Here is a 16153-nt window from a genome sequence, read left to right as displayed (position 1 = left end):
GCAGAGCCAACGCCACTCTCGTCGCCCTTGCCATCGCAACAGGATCTGTCATGTTCAGCGCGCCGACCGCCTCGGCCATCTCCTACTGTGACAGCTCTGGCTACAGCGAAACCAGCGAGCCCATGGAGCGGTGCACCTCGCTGTCCAACGGCCTTCTGGGCATCCACCAGGCTTCGAACGGCGTCGTCGGCGTCGAGTACACCAAGTCGGGCGGATCTACCATCTCTGCCAAGCTTGGTTACTCGCGCTCGGGGACCAACCACTACGCCAGCGCCGTCTCCATCGCTGTGGGCCAGACGAAGAGGTCGACGTGGTCGCTGGGGGCCAGCGCCTACTGCTCGAACATGATAGGCCTGCTCAGCTACAGCGGCGGCACGTACCAGACGCCAACCTCGCACTGCTGAACCAGAACCCCACAGGCCCCGTCTACCAAGGCGGGGCCGTCCCTCTCCCGGTCCCGCTCTCCTCGACATGACCACGCAAGGAACCGAGCCGTGTTCTCCGCCATCTTTCAACACCATGTCGGCTATCTGGCCGTGTGCACACTGGTCGGCCTCGTTCTCGGCGGCGCAGCATGGACACTCGCCCGCAAGCGGGGGAACCCTCACGGGGCATGGTGGTCCGGGCTCACCTTCACTCTCACCGGCGTTCTCGGCGTCACTTTCATGGGCGGCGGCTCGGCCAGCGGCGTATGCGTCCTCAACCATCAGTTCGCCGAGCCTTTCCACACCACGCAAGGGTTGTGGAACCTCGCCATGATGGTGCCCGTCAGCGCCTGCGCACTCCTGGCCATCCGCCGCCCGCTGCCTGTCCTGGTCGGTGTCATCGCGCTGCCCCTGGCCATCGAATTCACCCAGGCCACCGTCAACGGCCTGGGGCGCGTGTGTGACAGCTCGGACGCCGAGATGAACATCATCGGCGGGTTGATTGGGCTCACCGTTGTCGCGGTTGCGCTTACAATCCGCCACTCGCTCGCCTGGCAGGCAGGCATTAAGGGCGCTCTGATCGCTTTCGCGGCGCTGGTCCTCCTGGGCTCGGGAGTGGCGCGTCCGATGCTCGCCTTCACGAACGTGGATGGCAGCAGCCTCGCCGACGCAAGTTCCGGCCAGAAGCAGGCCGTTGAGGGCGCCGTCAAGGAGGCGTTCGGTGACCGATACAAGATCGGCAAGCAGTACGAGCAGCCGTGTCGTGACTCCCCATGCACCAACATCATCTTCATCCTGCACAGCCGTGAAGCGGGGCACTCCGAAGACTTCGGTACCGGCAGCCTTTCCTGGCCGGACAAGAAGCACCTGAATGTACAGCTGGAGAACAGCGACCGGCCCACTGCCATGGGATACCCGGTGGGCGGCGCGAAAGCCCCGTCTACCGATGCAGCAGCCTCTCGAATTGCGAAGTCGTACGCCCAGCGACAGTACCCGTGGGCGCTGGGTGCGACCATGAGCGAAACGTCCGCTGTGGGCACAAAGGCCGAACTTGGCTGGATTACGAACTGGAGATGGACTCACAACGACGTTCTGATGCCCAGGATGCTGGACGTCCAGGTAGACAGGGCCGGGCGTGTATCTCAGATTGACGTCACCCTTGGTCCGACCCGGGCAAAGCTTCCCAAAGCCAAGCTTGACGCCGAGCAGGCCGAAAAGGCAGTAAACAAGGCGGTAGCGGCACAACTCCAAGCCAATGGAAACGCTGGCGCAGAATTCCATACCAAAGCAGTTACTGTAAAAGCGGTCGAGCAAGACGGTAATTGGCAGCCGAACTGGCTTGTGAACGTGACATGGCCCAGCAACGGAAAGGGCGATGATTCACAGGAGCAGGCAGCGGTTGAGATGTACCGCGTGAGCGCCGTGACTGGGCAGGTATACGACGCAGCCGGGCAGCCCCTCAAAGCCAGCTGACGCCCACCATCGGCGTGTTGCGATCCTGGACCGTGACGAGTTCGTTCCCGGCAGTCGCCAGGAAGCTCCCCTGCGCCGGCTCCCACGCATTCCTCCTGGGACTGGCCGCGGGCAAAACGCCTCATCGGCCGGAACACCACGAGCCGCTCCCAGTTGATCAGGATCACCGCCGCAGGACTGGCACTGGGAGTCCCCGGCGCCGTCTTCTCCGCCGCCGCCTCACAGGGACCGCTGGACGAAAGCTGGCAGTATCTGGTACTCGGCGTGGGGATGCTGACGGCTCCGGCTCTGTCAGCCGCATACGCCTCCGCGCTCCTACTCCTGCTGCGCTCCTCGTGGGGTGAGCGGACCGAGAGACTACTCACCCCGGCCGGCCGCTTGGCGCTGACGACCTATCTGACACAGTCCGTGGTCTGACCGTCGCGGCCACGGCATACGGACTGCGCCAGGGCCGCGCCGAGTGGCTGCTCTGTGCGCTCACCCGGGCGCGACTCCCAGGTGGTCGTGCCCGATCATGACAAGGGTCCCGACAGGGGATTCACCCGCCGGGATCACATCCCGCCAGGATCACGGATCACGTACCGCCGGGAACGCTTACCACCAAGCGCCTGGAAGAACGGCTGCACGGTCGCCCCGCGAGGTGATGAACCCTCACCTGCCTTACCACGAGGCGCCCGGCCTCATGTGAGCTGCCGGAAACGTGACTACTCAACCTGCGAGGCCCCCACCGGTGGAGATGAAGCGAGCGGGTACGGCATCTCGGCGTCCGTCACCGCGGCAGCGTCGCGCGCACGCTGTAGGGCTGCGCGCAGAACGACGGCTTCCGGACAGTCACGTCCCAGAGTGCGGCATTCCTTCGCGCACTTCCGTACGTGTTTGGCCCACGCGAGCCATTCCGTCGCGTCCGGCAAGTGGATCGGAGTCACTTCGTCGCGGGGGTCCTTGGTCATTCTCGGTGCCTTCCAGGTAGCCGGTCGACGTACGGCCGGGCCGGGTCGCATGGGTCCCCAAAAGGCGCCATCCGTTGGACGGCCCGTTGTACGGGGTGGGGTACCTGCCATCCGTCCCCGTCGCCCCAGCGCTCCCACTCTTCCGCGAGGAGCGGTAGCGGGTCCGGCCCGAACATGCGGGCTTGCGCTCTGTCCGACCATCGGCGCCAACGAGCGTCACGGGGGTTGGGCAGGCGCATCACATACGGGTCGGGGCGCCTGGGCGCCCGGGTGACGTCGAGCGTCCGGCGCGCGTGTCTGTCTCCCTCGCGCGAGGGTTGCGGGAGTAGCAGTAAGAATCGCAGCAAGGCGACCAGCCGAACGGTAAGGTTTTTCATCGTCAATGGCCCCTGTCCAATTAGCTGTTGACGCTCGCCCCGCAACGGCGCTGCATGCCGTGTTGGGGCGCTGTTGAACGCAGGCGCCCAGATGTGTAGTTGCACCTGGGCGCCTGCAGAGGCTCGACCAGTCATGTGCACGGGGGATGGGGGAGCCTCGAACCTGTCACGGACCGCCCCGGCCAGTACGCGTATCACTTACGCGTGCGAGGCGTACTCCTCGATCTTGCTGTTATGCGTCAACCGGTACGCGGGTCCCTTCGGGGACAGAGAACTCGGCCCATACGCATTTGGTGAACGGCCGCAGCTCGTGCCCCCAGTGCTCAGCCAGGCCGGCGACCAGGACCAACCCCCGCCCGCTCTCTCCCTGGTCGTCTCCCAGGCAGAGCGCCGGAACCCTGCCCCTGTCGGGGTCCGACACCTCGACCAGTAAGCCGTCACCCCGCATGCAGACAGTGACCTCGATCCGGGCGTACGTCACCCGGCAGTGCTGAATGGCGTTGGCGACCAGCTCAGTTGAGACAGCGGCAACATCGCAGGCGAGTTCGCTGTCGATGCCCCAGTCGCTGAGGATCTTCCGCACCTGTGACCGTGCGTCCGGCACGCTCTGCTTTCGTTTCGGGACGTGAAACGTGTCTCTGCGCTGGTGTGTTGTAACAGCGGTGGGCATGACGGCTGTACCCCCTGACGCCTAGTCAAGATCGCACCGTGTAGCGGTGCGTGCACTCTGAGGTTAGGTCCTAGACGTGCCAACCCGCAACTGAATCAAAACAGCAAGACTTGCAACTTTCTCTCTGCTGCGCCCACAGGCCATACAGTGGAGCCCGATGACAGCTGTCACAGGAGAGGGGAAGCGCGATGCCCACAGGGGGACGGCCGACCGTGCGCAGCAGGCGACTCGGCGCCACGCTCAGGAGGTACCGGCAGGCCGCCAAGCTCGACCAGCCGCAGGCCGCAGATGTGCTCGGAGTGCACCCAACTCGCGTCAGCCGCATCGAGAGCGGGCTTGTGACAGCGCGCGTCATTGAGATTCGGGCGCTGTTGAGCGCATACGGCGTAGCTGATCCGCAAGTCCGCAATAGGCTTGAGGACTTGGCGAAGCGTTCCAAGCATCGCGGGTGGTGGCTCGAACACTCAGCGCACCTGCGAGAGGATCATATCGATCACATTTCGCTGGAAGATGACGCCACTTACATTCAAGAGTGGGGTCCAGCTCTTTTTCCGGGGCTACTGCAAACGTCTGCCTACGCGGAATCCGTCTTTACCTCCGGGCCAAATTACATCGACCCGGAACGCGTACCCCAACTGGTCAAGGTTCGCGTGGCGCGACAGGCGAAGATTGAAGAGGGCGGGGCAACCTACACGGCCATCGTCTGGGAGCCAGTGATCACTCACCCCTTGGTGAGTACCGGCATTCACCACGAGCAGCTTTCTCACATTCTCGAAGTTGGCGGAAGGCAGAACGTAACCATTCAGGTTCTCCCTCAAGGCTCGGGCACCCTGGCGGGGGCAATCTCCGTGTTCTCATCCTTTGCCTTCGGCACGGAACCGATCGTGGAAGCCGTGACACTCGACAACCTTCGAGGGGCATCAGTCCTGGAGGGCCAAGAGGATCTGGCGGCTTACGCAAACGCTTTTGACCAACTACGATCGTCGGCGCTGGCACCGGGTCAGAGCGAAAAGCTCATCCGGGACAATCTGCGCAAAATAGAGGAAACTTCATCGTGACCCCTAAAGTTGTTGCCCCCTTCCGGAAGTCGTCTTACTCACAGCAAGAGGGCGCCTGTATTGAAGTTGCCGTGTCGGTTGGGGACGGCCGCGCGGTACGGGACAGCAAGGACACGACAGGGCCGGTCCTGTTCTTCAACTGTGCGGAGTGGAGCGCCTTCCTGATGGGGGCGAAGGACGGAGAGTTTGATCACTGAGGCTCGCTCCGCAGTCGCAAGGCCTTCGTGACCTGACAAGGGCTCACCCAAGGGGCGCCACCGGCGCACGGGGGAACGCCTGAAGCGGCCCCGGCGGGATGGCCCCATCCGGCCGGGGCCATCGGCGTGTCCGAATGTCCGACGCGGCACGAACAGAGGTACGCCGGAGAGACCCAGGACGTACGCCGGAGGGAAAGCGCTCACCACAACTTTCACGCAAGCTCCCGGAAACCACTCGGAGATCGTCCCGTTACGTCCCGCCCCTACCGTCAGGCCATGGCGGACATATTTGACGCATACGCGTTGGCCGACGCGTGGGACGAGATGTTTGTGCGGCCGGGTGAGGTCAGGACCGCCTATGAGCCGGTACTGGCGGCGCTCCAGCCCATCGAGCCGACCGAACTGCGCTTCCGGGCCGACCAGATGGCCCGGGCGTTCACCGACCGCGGGGTGACCTACGCCTTCGCGGGTGAGGAAAGACCCTGGCCGCTGGACCTCGTACCGAGGATCCTCGACGCACTGGAGTGGGATCTCATCCAGCGCGGGGTCGCCCAGCGGGTGCGGGCCCTGGAGGCCTACCTCGCGGACGCCTACGGGCACTGCCGGGCCTTCGAGGACGGTGTCGTGCCGTGGCGGCTGCTGCTCAGCTCGCCGCACTTCCACCGGGCCGCCCAGGGCATCGAGCCGCCGGGCGGGGTACGCGTCCATGTCGCCGGCATCGATCTCGTCCGGGACGAGGCCGGGGACTTCCGGGTCCTTGAGGACAACGTCCGGGTGCCGTCCGGGGTGTCGTACGTCATCGAGAACCGGCGGGCGATGACCCGCATCTTCCCGTCCCTCTTCGCCGAGCAGCACGTCGTCCCCGTCGACGGCTACGCGCAGCGCCTGCTGGCTGCCCTGCGCGCCGCCGCGCCGGACGGGACCGCCGATCCGCGGGTCGTGGTCCTGACCCCCGGGCCGAGCAACGCCGCCTACTTCGAACACGCGCTGCTGGCCCGGCTGATGGGCGTGCAGTTGGTCGAGGGGCACGATCTGGTGTGCCGTAAGAACCGGGTGTGGATGCGGACCACGCGCGGTGAGGTGCCCGTCCATGTCGTATACCGACGGCTGGACGACGACTTCCTCGACCCGCTCCATTTCCGGCCCGACTCGGTGATCGGCTGCCCCGGCATCCTGAGCGCCGCCCAGGCGGGCACCGTCACCCTCGCCAACGCGGTCGGCAACGGCATCGCCGACGACAAGCTGCTCTACACGTACGTACCCGATCTGATCCGGTACTACCTCTCAGAGGAACCGATTCTTCCGAACGTGGAGTCGTTCCGTCCGGACGAGCCGGGCCAGTTGGAGGCCGTGCTCGACCAGATCGACCAGCTGGTCATCAAGCCGGTCGACGGCGCCGGCGGGCAAGGCATCGTCATCGGCCCGAAGGCCGACCGGAAGACCCTGGAGCAGTGCCGGGCGGCGGTGGCCGCCGATCCCCGGGGCTGGATCGCGCAGCGCCCCGTCGCGCTCTCCACCTCCCCCACCCTGGCCGGCGAGCGGATGGCGCCGCGCCACATCGACCTGCGCCCGTTCGCCGTGAACGACGGCAACGAGGTCTGGGTCCTGCCGGGCGGGCTGACCCGCGTCGCCCTCCAGGAGGGCAACCTCATCGTCAACTCCAGCCAGGGCGGCGGCTCCAAGGACACCTGGGTGCTCGCCGAGGGGCCCGCCGAGACCCCGGACCCCGAGCCGGCCGGCGCACCGCCCGAGGTCGCCCCGCGCCAGCACGGACCCGACGCCAACCTCACCCTCGTACAGGAAGGGGCGCAGCAGCAGTGAACGACGTGATCCTCTCCCGGATAGCCGAGGCCCTGACGTGGACGGGCCGTTACGTGGAGCGGGCCGACGCCACGAGCCGCATCCTGGACGCCTATCTGCACCGGCTGCTCGAGGACCCCTGGCGCGACGAGGACGCGGCCTGCCGCTGCCTGTACGCCATCCTCGGCGTCGACGCCGGCAGCCAACCCGTGGACATGCAGCAGGTGTTGGACCAGCTCGCCTTCGACGCCCGCTCGACGTGCGCGATCGAGGGCGCGCTCGGTGCGGCCCGGCTGAACGCCCGCAGCGCCCGAGAGGCCGTCTCCTCGGAGATGTGGGAATGCCTCAACTCCACCTGGCACGCCCTCGCCGACCAGCGCCTCGCGGCCCGACGCACGGGCCCCTACGCCTACTTGGAGCTGGTACGCCGTCGGGCGGCCCTCTTCTTCGGCCTCGCGGACTCCACCATGAGCCGGGACGACAGCTGGCGTTTCGTCGTCCTGGGGCGCAGCCTGGAGCGGGTGGACATGACCGTACGGCTGCTGTCGGTACGGGTGTTGGACGCCGCCCACGCCCCGGACTGGCCGACGCTGCTGAGCGCGAGCGGCGCGGACGAGGCGTACGCGCGGGTGTACAGCGGTTTCGGCGACACCCCGAGAGTGGCCGAATTCCTGCTCCTGGACCGGGACTTCCCGCGCTCGGCACTGCACGCGCTGACTACGGCGGAGGAGTGCCTCGCGGCTCTGGGCCGCCCGCGCCAGGATCCGGCACGCCGCCCGATCGGACGCCTGCGCACCAGACTCGAATACCTGGACTCGCCGGCCATGGAGGACCAACTCCCGGTGCTGCTGAAGGACTTGCAGACCGCCTGTATGGCGTCGGCGGAGGCGGTCGCGGAGAGGTTCTTCCCGTACCAGGGGCCCGTGGAGTGGGCTCAGGAAGGAGCGCGAGCAGTATGAGCAGCAGCATGAGCGGTGGGGCGAACGGCGGGGCGAGCGGCGGTATGGCGGGGAACGCGCCGATGACCCGCCGGCTCCGTATCCGGCACGTCACCCGGGTCGCGTACGCGCAGGCGGCGGTCTCCTCGCACAACGAGGTCCGGATGACCCCGCTGACGCTCCCCGGCCAGACGACGCTGGACGCCCGGGTCACCGTGAACCCGACGACGCCGACCTGGTCGTACTGGGACTACTGGGGCACACAGGTCACCGGGTTCGACCTGATGGACCCGCACGCCGACCTCACGATCACCGCGCAGAGCCTGGTGGAGACGGCCCCGCCCGGCCCCTTGTCCCCCGCGCCGAGCTGGGCGGAGGTGGCCGACCGGACCGCGAACTCCCGGCTGTTGGAGTACGCGACGACGACGGTACGTACGACGGTGCCGCCCGAGCTGGTGGAGCGGGCGCGGGAGGTGGCGGCGGGCCTCGACCCGCACGGGACGGCGACGGCGGTGTCGGCGCTGGTCGCGGACCGGGTGTCGTACCTGCCGGGTACGACGGGCGTGAACACGTCGGCGGCGGAGGCGTGGGAGCAGGGCGCCGGCGTCTGCCAGGACATCGCCCATGTGACGATCGCGCTGCTGCGGGGCCTGGGCCTGCCCACCCGCTATGTCTCCGGCTACCTCCACCCCGAGCGGGAGGCCGAACTGCACCGCCCGGTGGAGGGCCAGTCCCACGCCTGGGTGGAGTACTGGGCGGGCGACTGGTGCGGCTACGACCCGACGAACCGGACGCGCGCCGACGAGTCCCATGTGGTGGTGGGCCGAGGGCGCGACTACGACGACGTGACACCGCACAAGGGCGTGTACCGGGGCGTGGCCGGTGGGCCGCCGGAGGTGACGGTGGAGTTCACGCGGGTGGCGTGAAACGTCCCGTACAGGGCGTGCGAGCGGTGTGCGAGGGGTGCGTACCTCGGGGCGGGTCGGTGCCCCGGGGTACGCGTGCGTGCCGGCCGGCGGAGGGCGCCTACTTCAGCCCGAGGGCCGCGCAGTCGTCCTCGAACTTCTGCGTGCAGATGTCGGACACCTTGTAGATGCCGTCCTCGATGACCGTGCTCCTGATGTTGGCCTTCGTCAGGGCGACGACGCTCACGAGCTGGGCGGGGACGTCCTTCTGCGTGGGGCTGTCGACCTTGTCCCGGGTGAGGGCGTCGAACTGGATGTCGCGGCCCTGGATGCGGGCGACGGCCATCTCGGCCGCGGTCTGGGCCTCCTGCGGGTACGACTTGTAGACGCTCATGTACTGCTCGCCGGAGATGATGCGCTGCACGGCGGCCAGTTCGGCGTCCTGCCCGGTGATCGGCGGCAGCTTGGTGACGCCTGCGGCCTGCAGGGCGTTGATGATGCCGCCCGCCATGCCGTCGTTGGCGGAGTAGACGGCGGCGATGTTGTCCTTGCCGATGGCCGCGATGGCCTTCGTCATGTTCGCCTGGGCGTTCTCGGGCTTCCAGTCCTTGGTGTCGAAGGACTGCGCGATCGTCACCTTGCCGTTCAGCTCGGCGAGGGCGCCCTCCTTGAACTGCGCGGCGTTCGGGTCGGTCACCGACCCGTTCATCATGACGACCTTCTTGGACTCGTCGACGTCACCGCCGAGGGCCTCCAGGAGGGAACGTCCCTGCACCTCGCCGACGAGTTCGTTGTCGAAGGAGATGTACGCGTCGATGGGGCCCTCGGCCAGCCTGTCGTACGCGATGACCGGTATCCCGGCGTCCTTGGCCTTCCTGACCTCGCCGGCGATGGCGTGCGCGTCCACGGCGTCGAGGAGGAGGACGTCGACCTTGTTGTCGATCATCTTCTGGAGCTGCTGGCCCTGCATGATGGCGTCCGCCCCGGCGTTGGCGTACTCGACCCTGCCCTGGCCGTTGGTGAGCGACTCGACCTTGTTCTTGATGATCGGGTAGTCGAACTTGTCGTACCGAGTGTTCGCCGTCTCCGGAAGCAGCAGCCCCACCGTGATGTCGTTGCCCTTGGCCGGGGTCGCCTCAGCGGTCTGCTGATCGGCGTCGAGTACGCCGCAGCCCGCGGCAAGAGATACCGCGACCGTGGAGGCGGCCACGGCGATGGCGGTACGACGCAAACGAGCCACACGACTCATGCGAGTCGGACGAACCGGACGAGTCAGACGAAACATTCGGGCGCTCACTTCAGGTGCTTTTGGGACGTGGGTGCAGCAGTGCGACCCATGTGTCCGAAAGCCAACGTCGACGAGCCCCCGGGCGTCAAGCGGAACTACTCAACGGGAGGGCAACATCACACTCCGCTGCGCACGTGAAGGAGTGGTGGAAGCCTGCACAGACGGCCTGCGCACACCCTCCATCAGGTGCCCGGTCCGGGTGCACGGAGACCACGTCAACATCCGTACAACCAAGCGCGTCCCTCACCAGTCCTGATCATCGGCGGCTCATTCCGCCGTTCTCGAACGGACGCGACCGGATGCGAAGGACCGAATGATCTCAGCCAGACGTACGACGGCCAGGGGGCCCGCGAGGGCCACTGCCGCGACCTCTGTCGTACTCGCCACCGCCGCCGGACTGCTCACGGCGGTCACCGCCACGCCCGCGTCGGCGGCCACGACCTGCGACTCCCCCGCCTACAAGCGGCAGTTCTTCTCGAACACCACCTTCTCCGGCACCGCGAAGCGGACCGACTGCGATGCGTCGATCGCGGAGAACTGGGGCGCCAAAGCCCCCGCCACGGGCCTCCCGAAGGACAACTTCTCGGTCCGCTGGACGCTGACGAGGGACTTCGGCTCTGGCGGCCCCTTCGCCCTGGCGGCAGCCGCCCAGGACGGGATACGCGTCTACGTCGACGGCAAGGCCCAGGTCAACCTCTGGAAGAACGTGTCGTCGACGGTGAAGAAGACCGTCAACCTCACCATCCCCACCGGCAAACACACCCTCCGCATCGACTACGCCAACTGGAACGGCAACGCCAACGTCAACTTCGCCTACACGCCCCGCACTTCGGCCACCGTCGACAAGGTCAAACCCCTCACCCCGACGGCGCCCTCCGTCACGTACGACAAGACGACGGGCAAGACCAAGCTCACCTGGGCGAAGAACAAGGAGATGGACCTCGCCGGGTACAAGGTCTACCGCCGCCTGAACGGCACGTCGTTCGGCGCCACCGCCCTCGCTACGACCACCGCCACCACGTACACGGACTCCACGCTCCCCAAGACCGGCCAGACGTACGCCTACGAGGTCCGCGCCCACGACAAGGCCGGCAACCAGTCCACGGGCACCGCCGACCTGACCGTGACGACGGTCGACAAGACGCCTCCGGGCCAGGTCACCGAGGTCGAGGTGAGCGTGGGGGCGTCGACTCTGCGGCTCGACTGGAAGGCGGTCGGCGATGGGGAGTCGTACCGGGTCTACCGGGCGACAGCACCCCAGGGCCCGTATCGTCTGCTCGCCGGCTCGCTCGGCGACACCTCCTACACCGACCTCACGGGCGACATCAGGCAGCGCGCGTACTACCGGGTCACGGCCGTCGACAAGCTGGGCAACGAGTCCGTCCCGTCCACGACCGTCGACCCCGGCGAGCCCGACACCACGGCACCCGCCCAGGTCACGGGCCTGACGGCGACGGGCACCACGGCGGGCAACGCGGTCCGCTGGGAGGCGTCCTCGGCCGACGTGGAGTACTACCAGGTGTGGGCGTCCACCGAGGGTCAGTCCGACGCCGACGGCCCGGACACCGTCATCGGGACGTCCTTCAACGACATACGCACGGAGGACGGCGTCCCGGTCACCTACAGCATCCAGGCGGTCGACGCGTACGGGAACGTCTCCCCGGTGTCGGAGACGGCGACGGCGACCCGCCCGGCGCCTGGGGAGTCGGCGGCGCCCACGGGCCTGACGGAAACCCTCCGCGACAGTGACACCCAGCTCACCTGGGTCTACTCGGGGGACAGCGGCCACTTCGGCTACCGGATCTATCGCCGTGTCGGTACGTCCGAGGCGTGGACCCGCATCAACGACCTCGCGGTGAGGGCAAACCGCTACGACGACCGGACGGCCCCGGTCGGGCCCGCCTCCTACTACCTGGTCGTACTGGACAGGTACGGCAACGAGTCGGTTCCCTCGGAAGCGATCACTGTGGACCGGGCGACGCCGGCCACACAGACCTCGCCCAAGCCTCCGACAGCCGAACTGTCCGCCCCGTACGAGATATGCAGCTCGGGCAGCTGCGTGGCGCGTGGCCGTGCCGGTCTCCCGCTCACCGTCACCCTGACTCCGAACCCGGAGCGACTGATCGGCGGCTACACCTACAGGTTCTCCAGCGACACCGGCGTGACGAGCACCACGGACAGCAGGATCACCTGGACGCCGCCCGATTCCGGCACCTTCACCTTCGATGTCGAGGCGGTCGACTACTACGGCCGCGGAGGCCGCACACTCAGAATCAGGTTCCTGGTCGCCTGATCCCCACGAGTCCCGCTCACCCCTCCCTCACCCCTCTTGACCTCTCTTACCTCTCGAACAAAATCACAACAGCCGTACAACCAATTCACACCTTCGCAAGTCCTGATCGTCAACGGCCCACTCCTCGCCGTTGACGATCAGGACTCGAAGGATCGCCTTGAACCCAGCCAGACGCACGACGCAGGCAGCCACCACCGCCCTCGTGCTCGCCACCACCGGCGCCCTGCTCAGCACCGCGGCCCCGGCCGCCTCCGCCGCGACGACGTGCACTTCGCCCGTCTACCAGCGGCAGTTCTTCGCGAACACCACCTTCTCCGGCACGCCGAAGAAGACCGACTGCGACGCCTCCATCGCCGAGAACTGGGGCGCGAACGCCCCCGCCACCGGCCTCCCGAAGGACAACTTCGGCGTCCGCTGGACGGTGACGCGGGACTTCGGGTCCGGCGGCCCCTTCGCCCTCACCGTCGCCGCGCAGGACGGCATCCGCGTCTACATAGACGGCAAGGGCCAGGTCAACCTCTGGAAGAACGTCACGACGACCCAGAAGAAAACCGTCAACCTCACCATCCCCGCCCACAAACACACCCTGCGCATCGACTACGTCAACTGGACGGGCAACGCCAACGTCAACTTCGCCTACGCTCCCCGCACTTCGGCGACCGTCGACAAGGTCAAGCCCCTCGTCCCGACCGCGCCCTCCGTCTCCTACGACAAGGCCACCGGGAAGGCGAAGCTGACCTGGGCGAAGAGCCAGGAGATGGACCTCGCGGGTTACCGCGTCTACCGGCGCACCGGCATCGGTTCCTTCGCCACCAAGCCCGTCGCGACGACCACGGCGACCTCGTACACGGACACCACGCTCCCCTTGACCGGGGACAAGTTCGCCTACGAGATCCGCGCGTACGACAAGGCCGGCAACGAGTCGGCCGGTACGGCGGACCTGGCCGTCACCACCGTGGACCGCGTCGCCCCGGGCGTGCCCCAGGACGTGACACTCGTCGACGCCACGGCGTCGGAGGGGATGCGCATCGGCTGGAGCGCGGTCGAGGGCGCGGCGTCGTACCACGTCTACCGGGCACCCGAGGTGTCCACGGACACCGGCTACGTGCCCGGCACGTACACGAGGATCGGCAGCACGACCGGGCTCTCCTACCGGGACACCTCGGCTCTGGAGACCGCGGGCTACTACTACCTGGTGACGTCCGCCGACGCGGCGGGCAACGAGTCCGGGAGGTCCAAGGCCGTGATGGGCCGCCTCTGGGACGACGTCCCGCCGCCCGCTGTCACCGGCCTGACCGTCACCCCGACCGAGTACGGCTTCGAGGTGAACTGGGACGCGAACCCGGCCGAGGACCTCGCGTGGTACAGGCTCTACCGGGGCACGTGGGGCGACTACGACGAGGACGGCGCGGAGGAGTGCCTCCTGACGGTGGCCAGGGAGTACCTGCCGGTCGGCAGGACCTCGCTCACGTACACCGCGGTCTCGGACTCGTACAAGTACACCGCCCTCCTGGACGGCGAGCAGGGCTGCTTCCTCCTCGACGCCGTCGACGACTTCGGCAACTCCTCCTTCAAGTGGACGGGTGAGGGCAAGGTCGTACTGGCCACCGAGCTCGACATGAGGCCGGGCGTGGCCACGCCCGAGGGCTCCCCGCTGGAGCTGACGACGACGGGCGGCGAGGGCGACGAGGGCAACCGCCTCGACTGGTCCTGGAGCGCCGCCTCCCAGGAGACGACCGGCTACCGCGTCCACCGCTGGAACCCCGCCACCGAGGCGTACGAGAAGATCGCCGACCTCGGCAGCGACATCACCGACTACTACGACACCGACGCCCCGCGCGGCACGACGTCCTTCTACTGGGTGACCACCCTGGCCGCGGACGGCACCGAGTCCGTACCGGCGGGCGCCTGGGCGGTCAACACCCCTGCGGCGTAACGGCGTACGAGACCACACGACAGAGCACGACAGAGAAAGAAGCGGACACAGAGTCGTATGAACATCGCCAGACGCACGACCACCTCGGCCGCGACCGCCGTCGTACTCGCCACCGCGGGCGGCCTCCTCACCGCGGTCGCCGCCACGCCGGCCTCCGCCGCGGCGAACTGCAACTCCCCTGCCTACAAGCGGCAGTTCTTCGGCAACACCGCCTTCTCGGGCACCCCGAAGAGGACCGACTGCGACGCCTCCATCGCCGAGAACTGGGGCGCGAAGGCCCCGGCCCGCGGCCTCCCGAAGGACGGCTTCGGCGTCCGCTGGACGGTGACACGGGACTTCGGCTCGGGTGGCCCCTTCGCCCTCACCGCCGTCGCGCAGGATGGCATACGCGTCTACGTCGACGGCCGGCGCAAGGTCGACCTGTGGAAGAACGTCACGTCGACGCGCACCAAGAAGGTCAACGTCACGATCCCGTCCGGCAGGCACACCCTGCGCGTCGACTACGCCAACTGGACCGGCAACGCGAACGTCAACTTCGCCTACGCGCCCCGGACTTCGGCGACCGTGGACAGGGTGGCGCCGCTCACCCCGGCCGGCGCTGCGGTGGCGTACGACAAGTCCACCGGCAGGGCCAAGCTCACCTGGGCGAAGAACAAGGAGCTGGACCTCGCCGGCTACCGCATCTACCGCCGCCTGAACGGCAGTTCGTTCGGCGGCACACCCCTGGCGAGAACCACCTCCACCTCGTACACGGACACCACCCTCCCGGTGACCGGCGCGAGTTACTACTACGAGGTCCGCGCCTACGACCGCGCGGGCAACGAGTCCGGCGGTACGGCGGACAAGGGCGTCGTCACCGTCGACCGCACCGCTCCGGCCGCGCCCCAGGGGCCGACGGTCATCAACGAGTCCGAGCTGAACGGGCTGCGGGTCAACTGGAGTTCGGTCGAGGGCGCCACGTCCTACCGGGTGTACCGGGCGATCGGGGCGCAGGGCAGGTTCTTCGAGGTCGGCCGTCCGAACAAGGCCTCCTACCTGGACACCTCGGTCGCCGAGGACCTCGTCTACCGCTACCGCGTCTCGGCGGTCGACGCGGCGGGCAACGAGTCCGCCCGTTCCGTCACCGTGGACGGCACGCACGACGACCACACCGCGCCGCCCGCGGTCACCGGCCTGAAGGCGACTCCCACCGAGTACGGCTTCAAGCTGAACTGGGACGCGAGCCGGGCCTCGGACTTCGCGCGGTACGGGGTCTACGCGGGCGAGTTGGTGGACGCCAAGGACAGCACGGGCGCCCCGACCGGCGAGAAGGTGTGCTCCGCCGGCCTCCTGAAGTACGTGAACGCCGGCACCACCTCGTACTCCTACACCACCCGCCCGAACGGCGAACAGGCCTGCTTCTTCGTCGACGCCCTCGACCGCGCCTGGAACTCGGTCTACACGGAGACCGGCTCCGCCCCCACGGTCGTGGCCACGGAGCTGAACACCACCCCGAGCGTGGCGACCCCGCCCGGCTCACCCCTGCACGTGACCGCGGTCCCCGCGGAGGGCAACAGGGCCAACCAGATCTTCTGGAGCGGCCTCGACGCCAACTCCCCGCAGGCAGCGAGTGGTTACCGCGTCTACCGCTGGAACGCGGCGGCTTCGGCCTACGAGAGGATCGCCGCCCTCGGCAAGACGGCCACCGTCTACGTCGACACCGCCTCGAAGCCCGGCACGACGTCCTACTACTGGGTGAAGGCTGTGGCGGCGGACGGCACGGAGTCGCTGCCGGCGGGGGACTGGGCGGTCAACGCCCCCACGACCTGACCGCACACCCAACTCGGAAAGAGCAGCCGCAGAA

Annotated in this window: 13 protein-coding genes; 11 read left to right on the top strand and 2 right to left on the bottom strand. The window is 67.7% G+C overall.

What is annotated here, in order from left to right:
• Positions 1 to 50: 50 nt before the first annotated feature.
• The 3 genes from OG734_RS25505 to OG734_RS25495 all read left to right on the top strand — a co-directional run bounded on the left by OG734_RS25505 (position 51) and on the right by OG734_RS25495 (position 2315).
• Positions 51 to 404, top strand: a complete 354-nt coding sequence (locus tag OG734_RS25505; protein WP_330289809.1) for a hypothetical protein — start codon at positions 51 to 53, stop codon at positions 402 to 404.
• 90 nt (positions 405 to 494) lie between these two features.
• Positions 495 to 1898, top strand: coding sequence for a VanZ family protein (locus tag OG734_RS25500; RefSeq protein ID WP_330289808.1), 1404 nt, complete (start codon positions 495 to 497; stop codon positions 1896 to 1898).
• Between the two features lie 123 nt (positions 1899 to 2021).
• Complete coding sequence (locus OG734_RS25495) at positions 2022 to 2315, top strand: DUF418 domain-containing protein (RefSeq protein ID WP_330293785.1); 294 nt, start codon at positions 2022 to 2024, stop codon at positions 2313 to 2315.
• A gap of 1142 nt (positions 2316 to 3457) precedes the next feature.
• On the opposite strand, the gene OG734_RS25490 is transcribed toward OG734_RS25495, so the two are convergent.
• Positions 3458 to 3895: an ATP-binding protein gene (locus tag OG734_RS25490; protein ID WP_330289807.1), complete on the bottom strand. Its 438-nt coding sequence runs from the start codon at positions 3893 to 3895 to the stop codon at positions 3458 to 3460.
• 188 nt (positions 3896 to 4083) lie between these two features.
• Between OG734_RS25490 and OG734_RS25485 the strand changes: the two genes are divergently transcribed.
• The 5 genes from OG734_RS25485 (at position 4084) to OG734_RS25465 (ending at position 8814) form a co-directional block, all read left to right on the top strand.
• Positions 4084 to 4953 (top strand): helix-turn-helix domain-containing protein, encoded by an 870-nt coding sequence (locus OG734_RS25485; protein WP_330289806.1) that lies wholly within the window; start codon positions 4084 to 4086, stop codon positions 4951 to 4953.
• Complete coding sequence (locus OG734_RS25480; RefSeq protein ID WP_330289805.1) at positions 4950 to 5150, top strand: DUF397 domain-containing protein; 201 nt, start codon at positions 4950 to 4952, stop codon at positions 5148 to 5150. The genes OG734_RS25485 and OG734_RS25480 overlap by 4 nt, the downstream gene beginning before the upstream one ends.
• A gap of 276 nt (positions 5151 to 5426) precedes the next feature.
• A complete protein-coding gene (locus OG734_RS25475; RefSeq protein WP_330289804.1) occupies positions 5427 to 6971 on the top strand; it encodes a circularly permuted type 2 ATP-grasp protein in 1545 nt (514 codons plus the stop codon).
• The gene (locus tag OG734_RS25470) at positions 6968 to 7909 is read left to right on the top strand and encodes an alpha-E domain-containing protein (protein ID WP_330289803.1); all 942 of its coding nucleotides are present in this window, start codon (positions 6968 to 6970) and stop codon (positions 7907 to 7909) included. The genes OG734_RS25475 and OG734_RS25470 overlap by 4 nt, the downstream gene beginning before the upstream one ends.
• A gap of 62 nt (positions 7910 to 7971) precedes the next feature.
• Positions 7972 to 8814 carry a transglutaminase family protein gene (locus OG734_RS25465; RefSeq protein ID WP_330293784.1) on the top strand — a complete coding sequence of 281 codons (843 nt, stop codon included), beginning with the start codon at positions 7972 to 7974 and terminating at the stop codon, positions 8812 to 8814.
• A gap of 100 nt (positions 8815 to 8914) precedes the next feature.
• On the opposite strand, the gene OG734_RS25460 is transcribed toward OG734_RS25465, so the two are convergent.
• Entirely contained in the window at positions 8915 to 10042 is a 1128-nt protein-coding gene (locus OG734_RS25460) for a sugar ABC transporter substrate-binding protein (RefSeq protein ID WP_330289802.1), read from the bottom strand.
• Between the two features lie 352 nt (positions 10043 to 10394).
• On the opposite strand from OG734_RS25460, the gene OG734_RS25455 reads away from it, so the two are divergent.
• From OG734_RS25455 to OG734_RS25445, 3 genes are all read left to right on the top strand, one after another.
• Entirely contained in the window at positions 10395 to 12374 is a 1980-nt protein-coding gene (locus OG734_RS25455; protein WP_330289801.1) for a fibronectin type III domain-containing protein, read from the top strand.
• A 157-nt stretch (positions 12375 to 12531) separates the two neighbouring features.
• The gene (locus OG734_RS25450; RefSeq protein ID WP_330289800.1) at positions 12532 to 14310 is read left to right on the top strand and encodes a fibronectin type III domain-containing protein; all 1779 of its coding nucleotides are present in this window, start codon (positions 12532 to 12534) and stop codon (positions 14308 to 14310) included.
• Between the two features lie 57 nt (positions 14311 to 14367).
• Positions 14368 to 16119, top strand: a complete 1752-nt coding sequence (locus OG734_RS25445; RefSeq protein ID WP_330289799.1) for a fibronectin type III domain-containing protein — start codon at positions 14368 to 14370, stop codon at positions 16117 to 16119.
• The last annotated feature ends 34 nt before the right edge of the window (positions 16120 to 16153 follow it).

Origin of the sequence: Streptomyces sp. NBC_00576, assembly GCF_036345175.1 — a bacterium.
Lineage (GTDB): Bacteria > Actinomycetota > Actinomycetes > Streptomycetales > Streptomycetaceae > Streptomyces.
Note: the sequence above shows the minus strand (reverse complement) of the source record. Positions and strands in the feature narration are given on the sequence as shown.

Excerpts from the sequence above, each read along its gene's own strand:
- OG734_RS25505 (WP_330289809.1), top strand. The coding sequence starts at position 51 with ATGTTCAGCGCGCCGACCGCCTCGGCCATCTCCTACTGTGACAGCTCT.
- OG734_RS25490 (WP_330289807.1), bottom strand. The coding sequence starts at position 3,895 with ATGCCCACCGCTGTTACAACACACCAGCGCAGAGACACGTTTCACGTC.
- OG734_RS25485 (WP_330289806.1), top strand. The coding sequence starts at position 4,084 with ATGCCCACAGGGGGACGGCCGACCGTGCGCAGCAGGCGACTCGGCGCC.
- OG734_RS25475 (WP_330289804.1), top strand. The coding sequence starts at position 5,427 with ATGGCGGACATATTTGACGCATACGCGTTGGCCGACGCGTGGGACGAG.
- OG734_RS25465 (WP_330293784.1), top strand. The coding sequence starts at position 7,972 with ATGACCCGCCGGCTCCGTATCCGGCACGTCACCCGGGTCGCGTACGCG.
- OG734_RS25460 (WP_330289802.1), bottom strand. The coding sequence starts at position 10,042 with ATGAGTCGTGTGGCTCGTTTGCGTCGTACCGCCATCGCCGTGGCCGCC.
- OG734_RS25455 (WP_330289801.1), top strand. The coding sequence starts at position 10,395 with ATGATCTCAGCCAGACGTACGACGGCCAGGGGGCCCGCGAGGGCCACT.
- OG734_RS25445 (WP_330289799.1), top strand. The coding sequence starts at position 14,368 with ATGAACATCGCCAGACGCACGACCACCTCGGCCGCGACCGCCGTCGTA.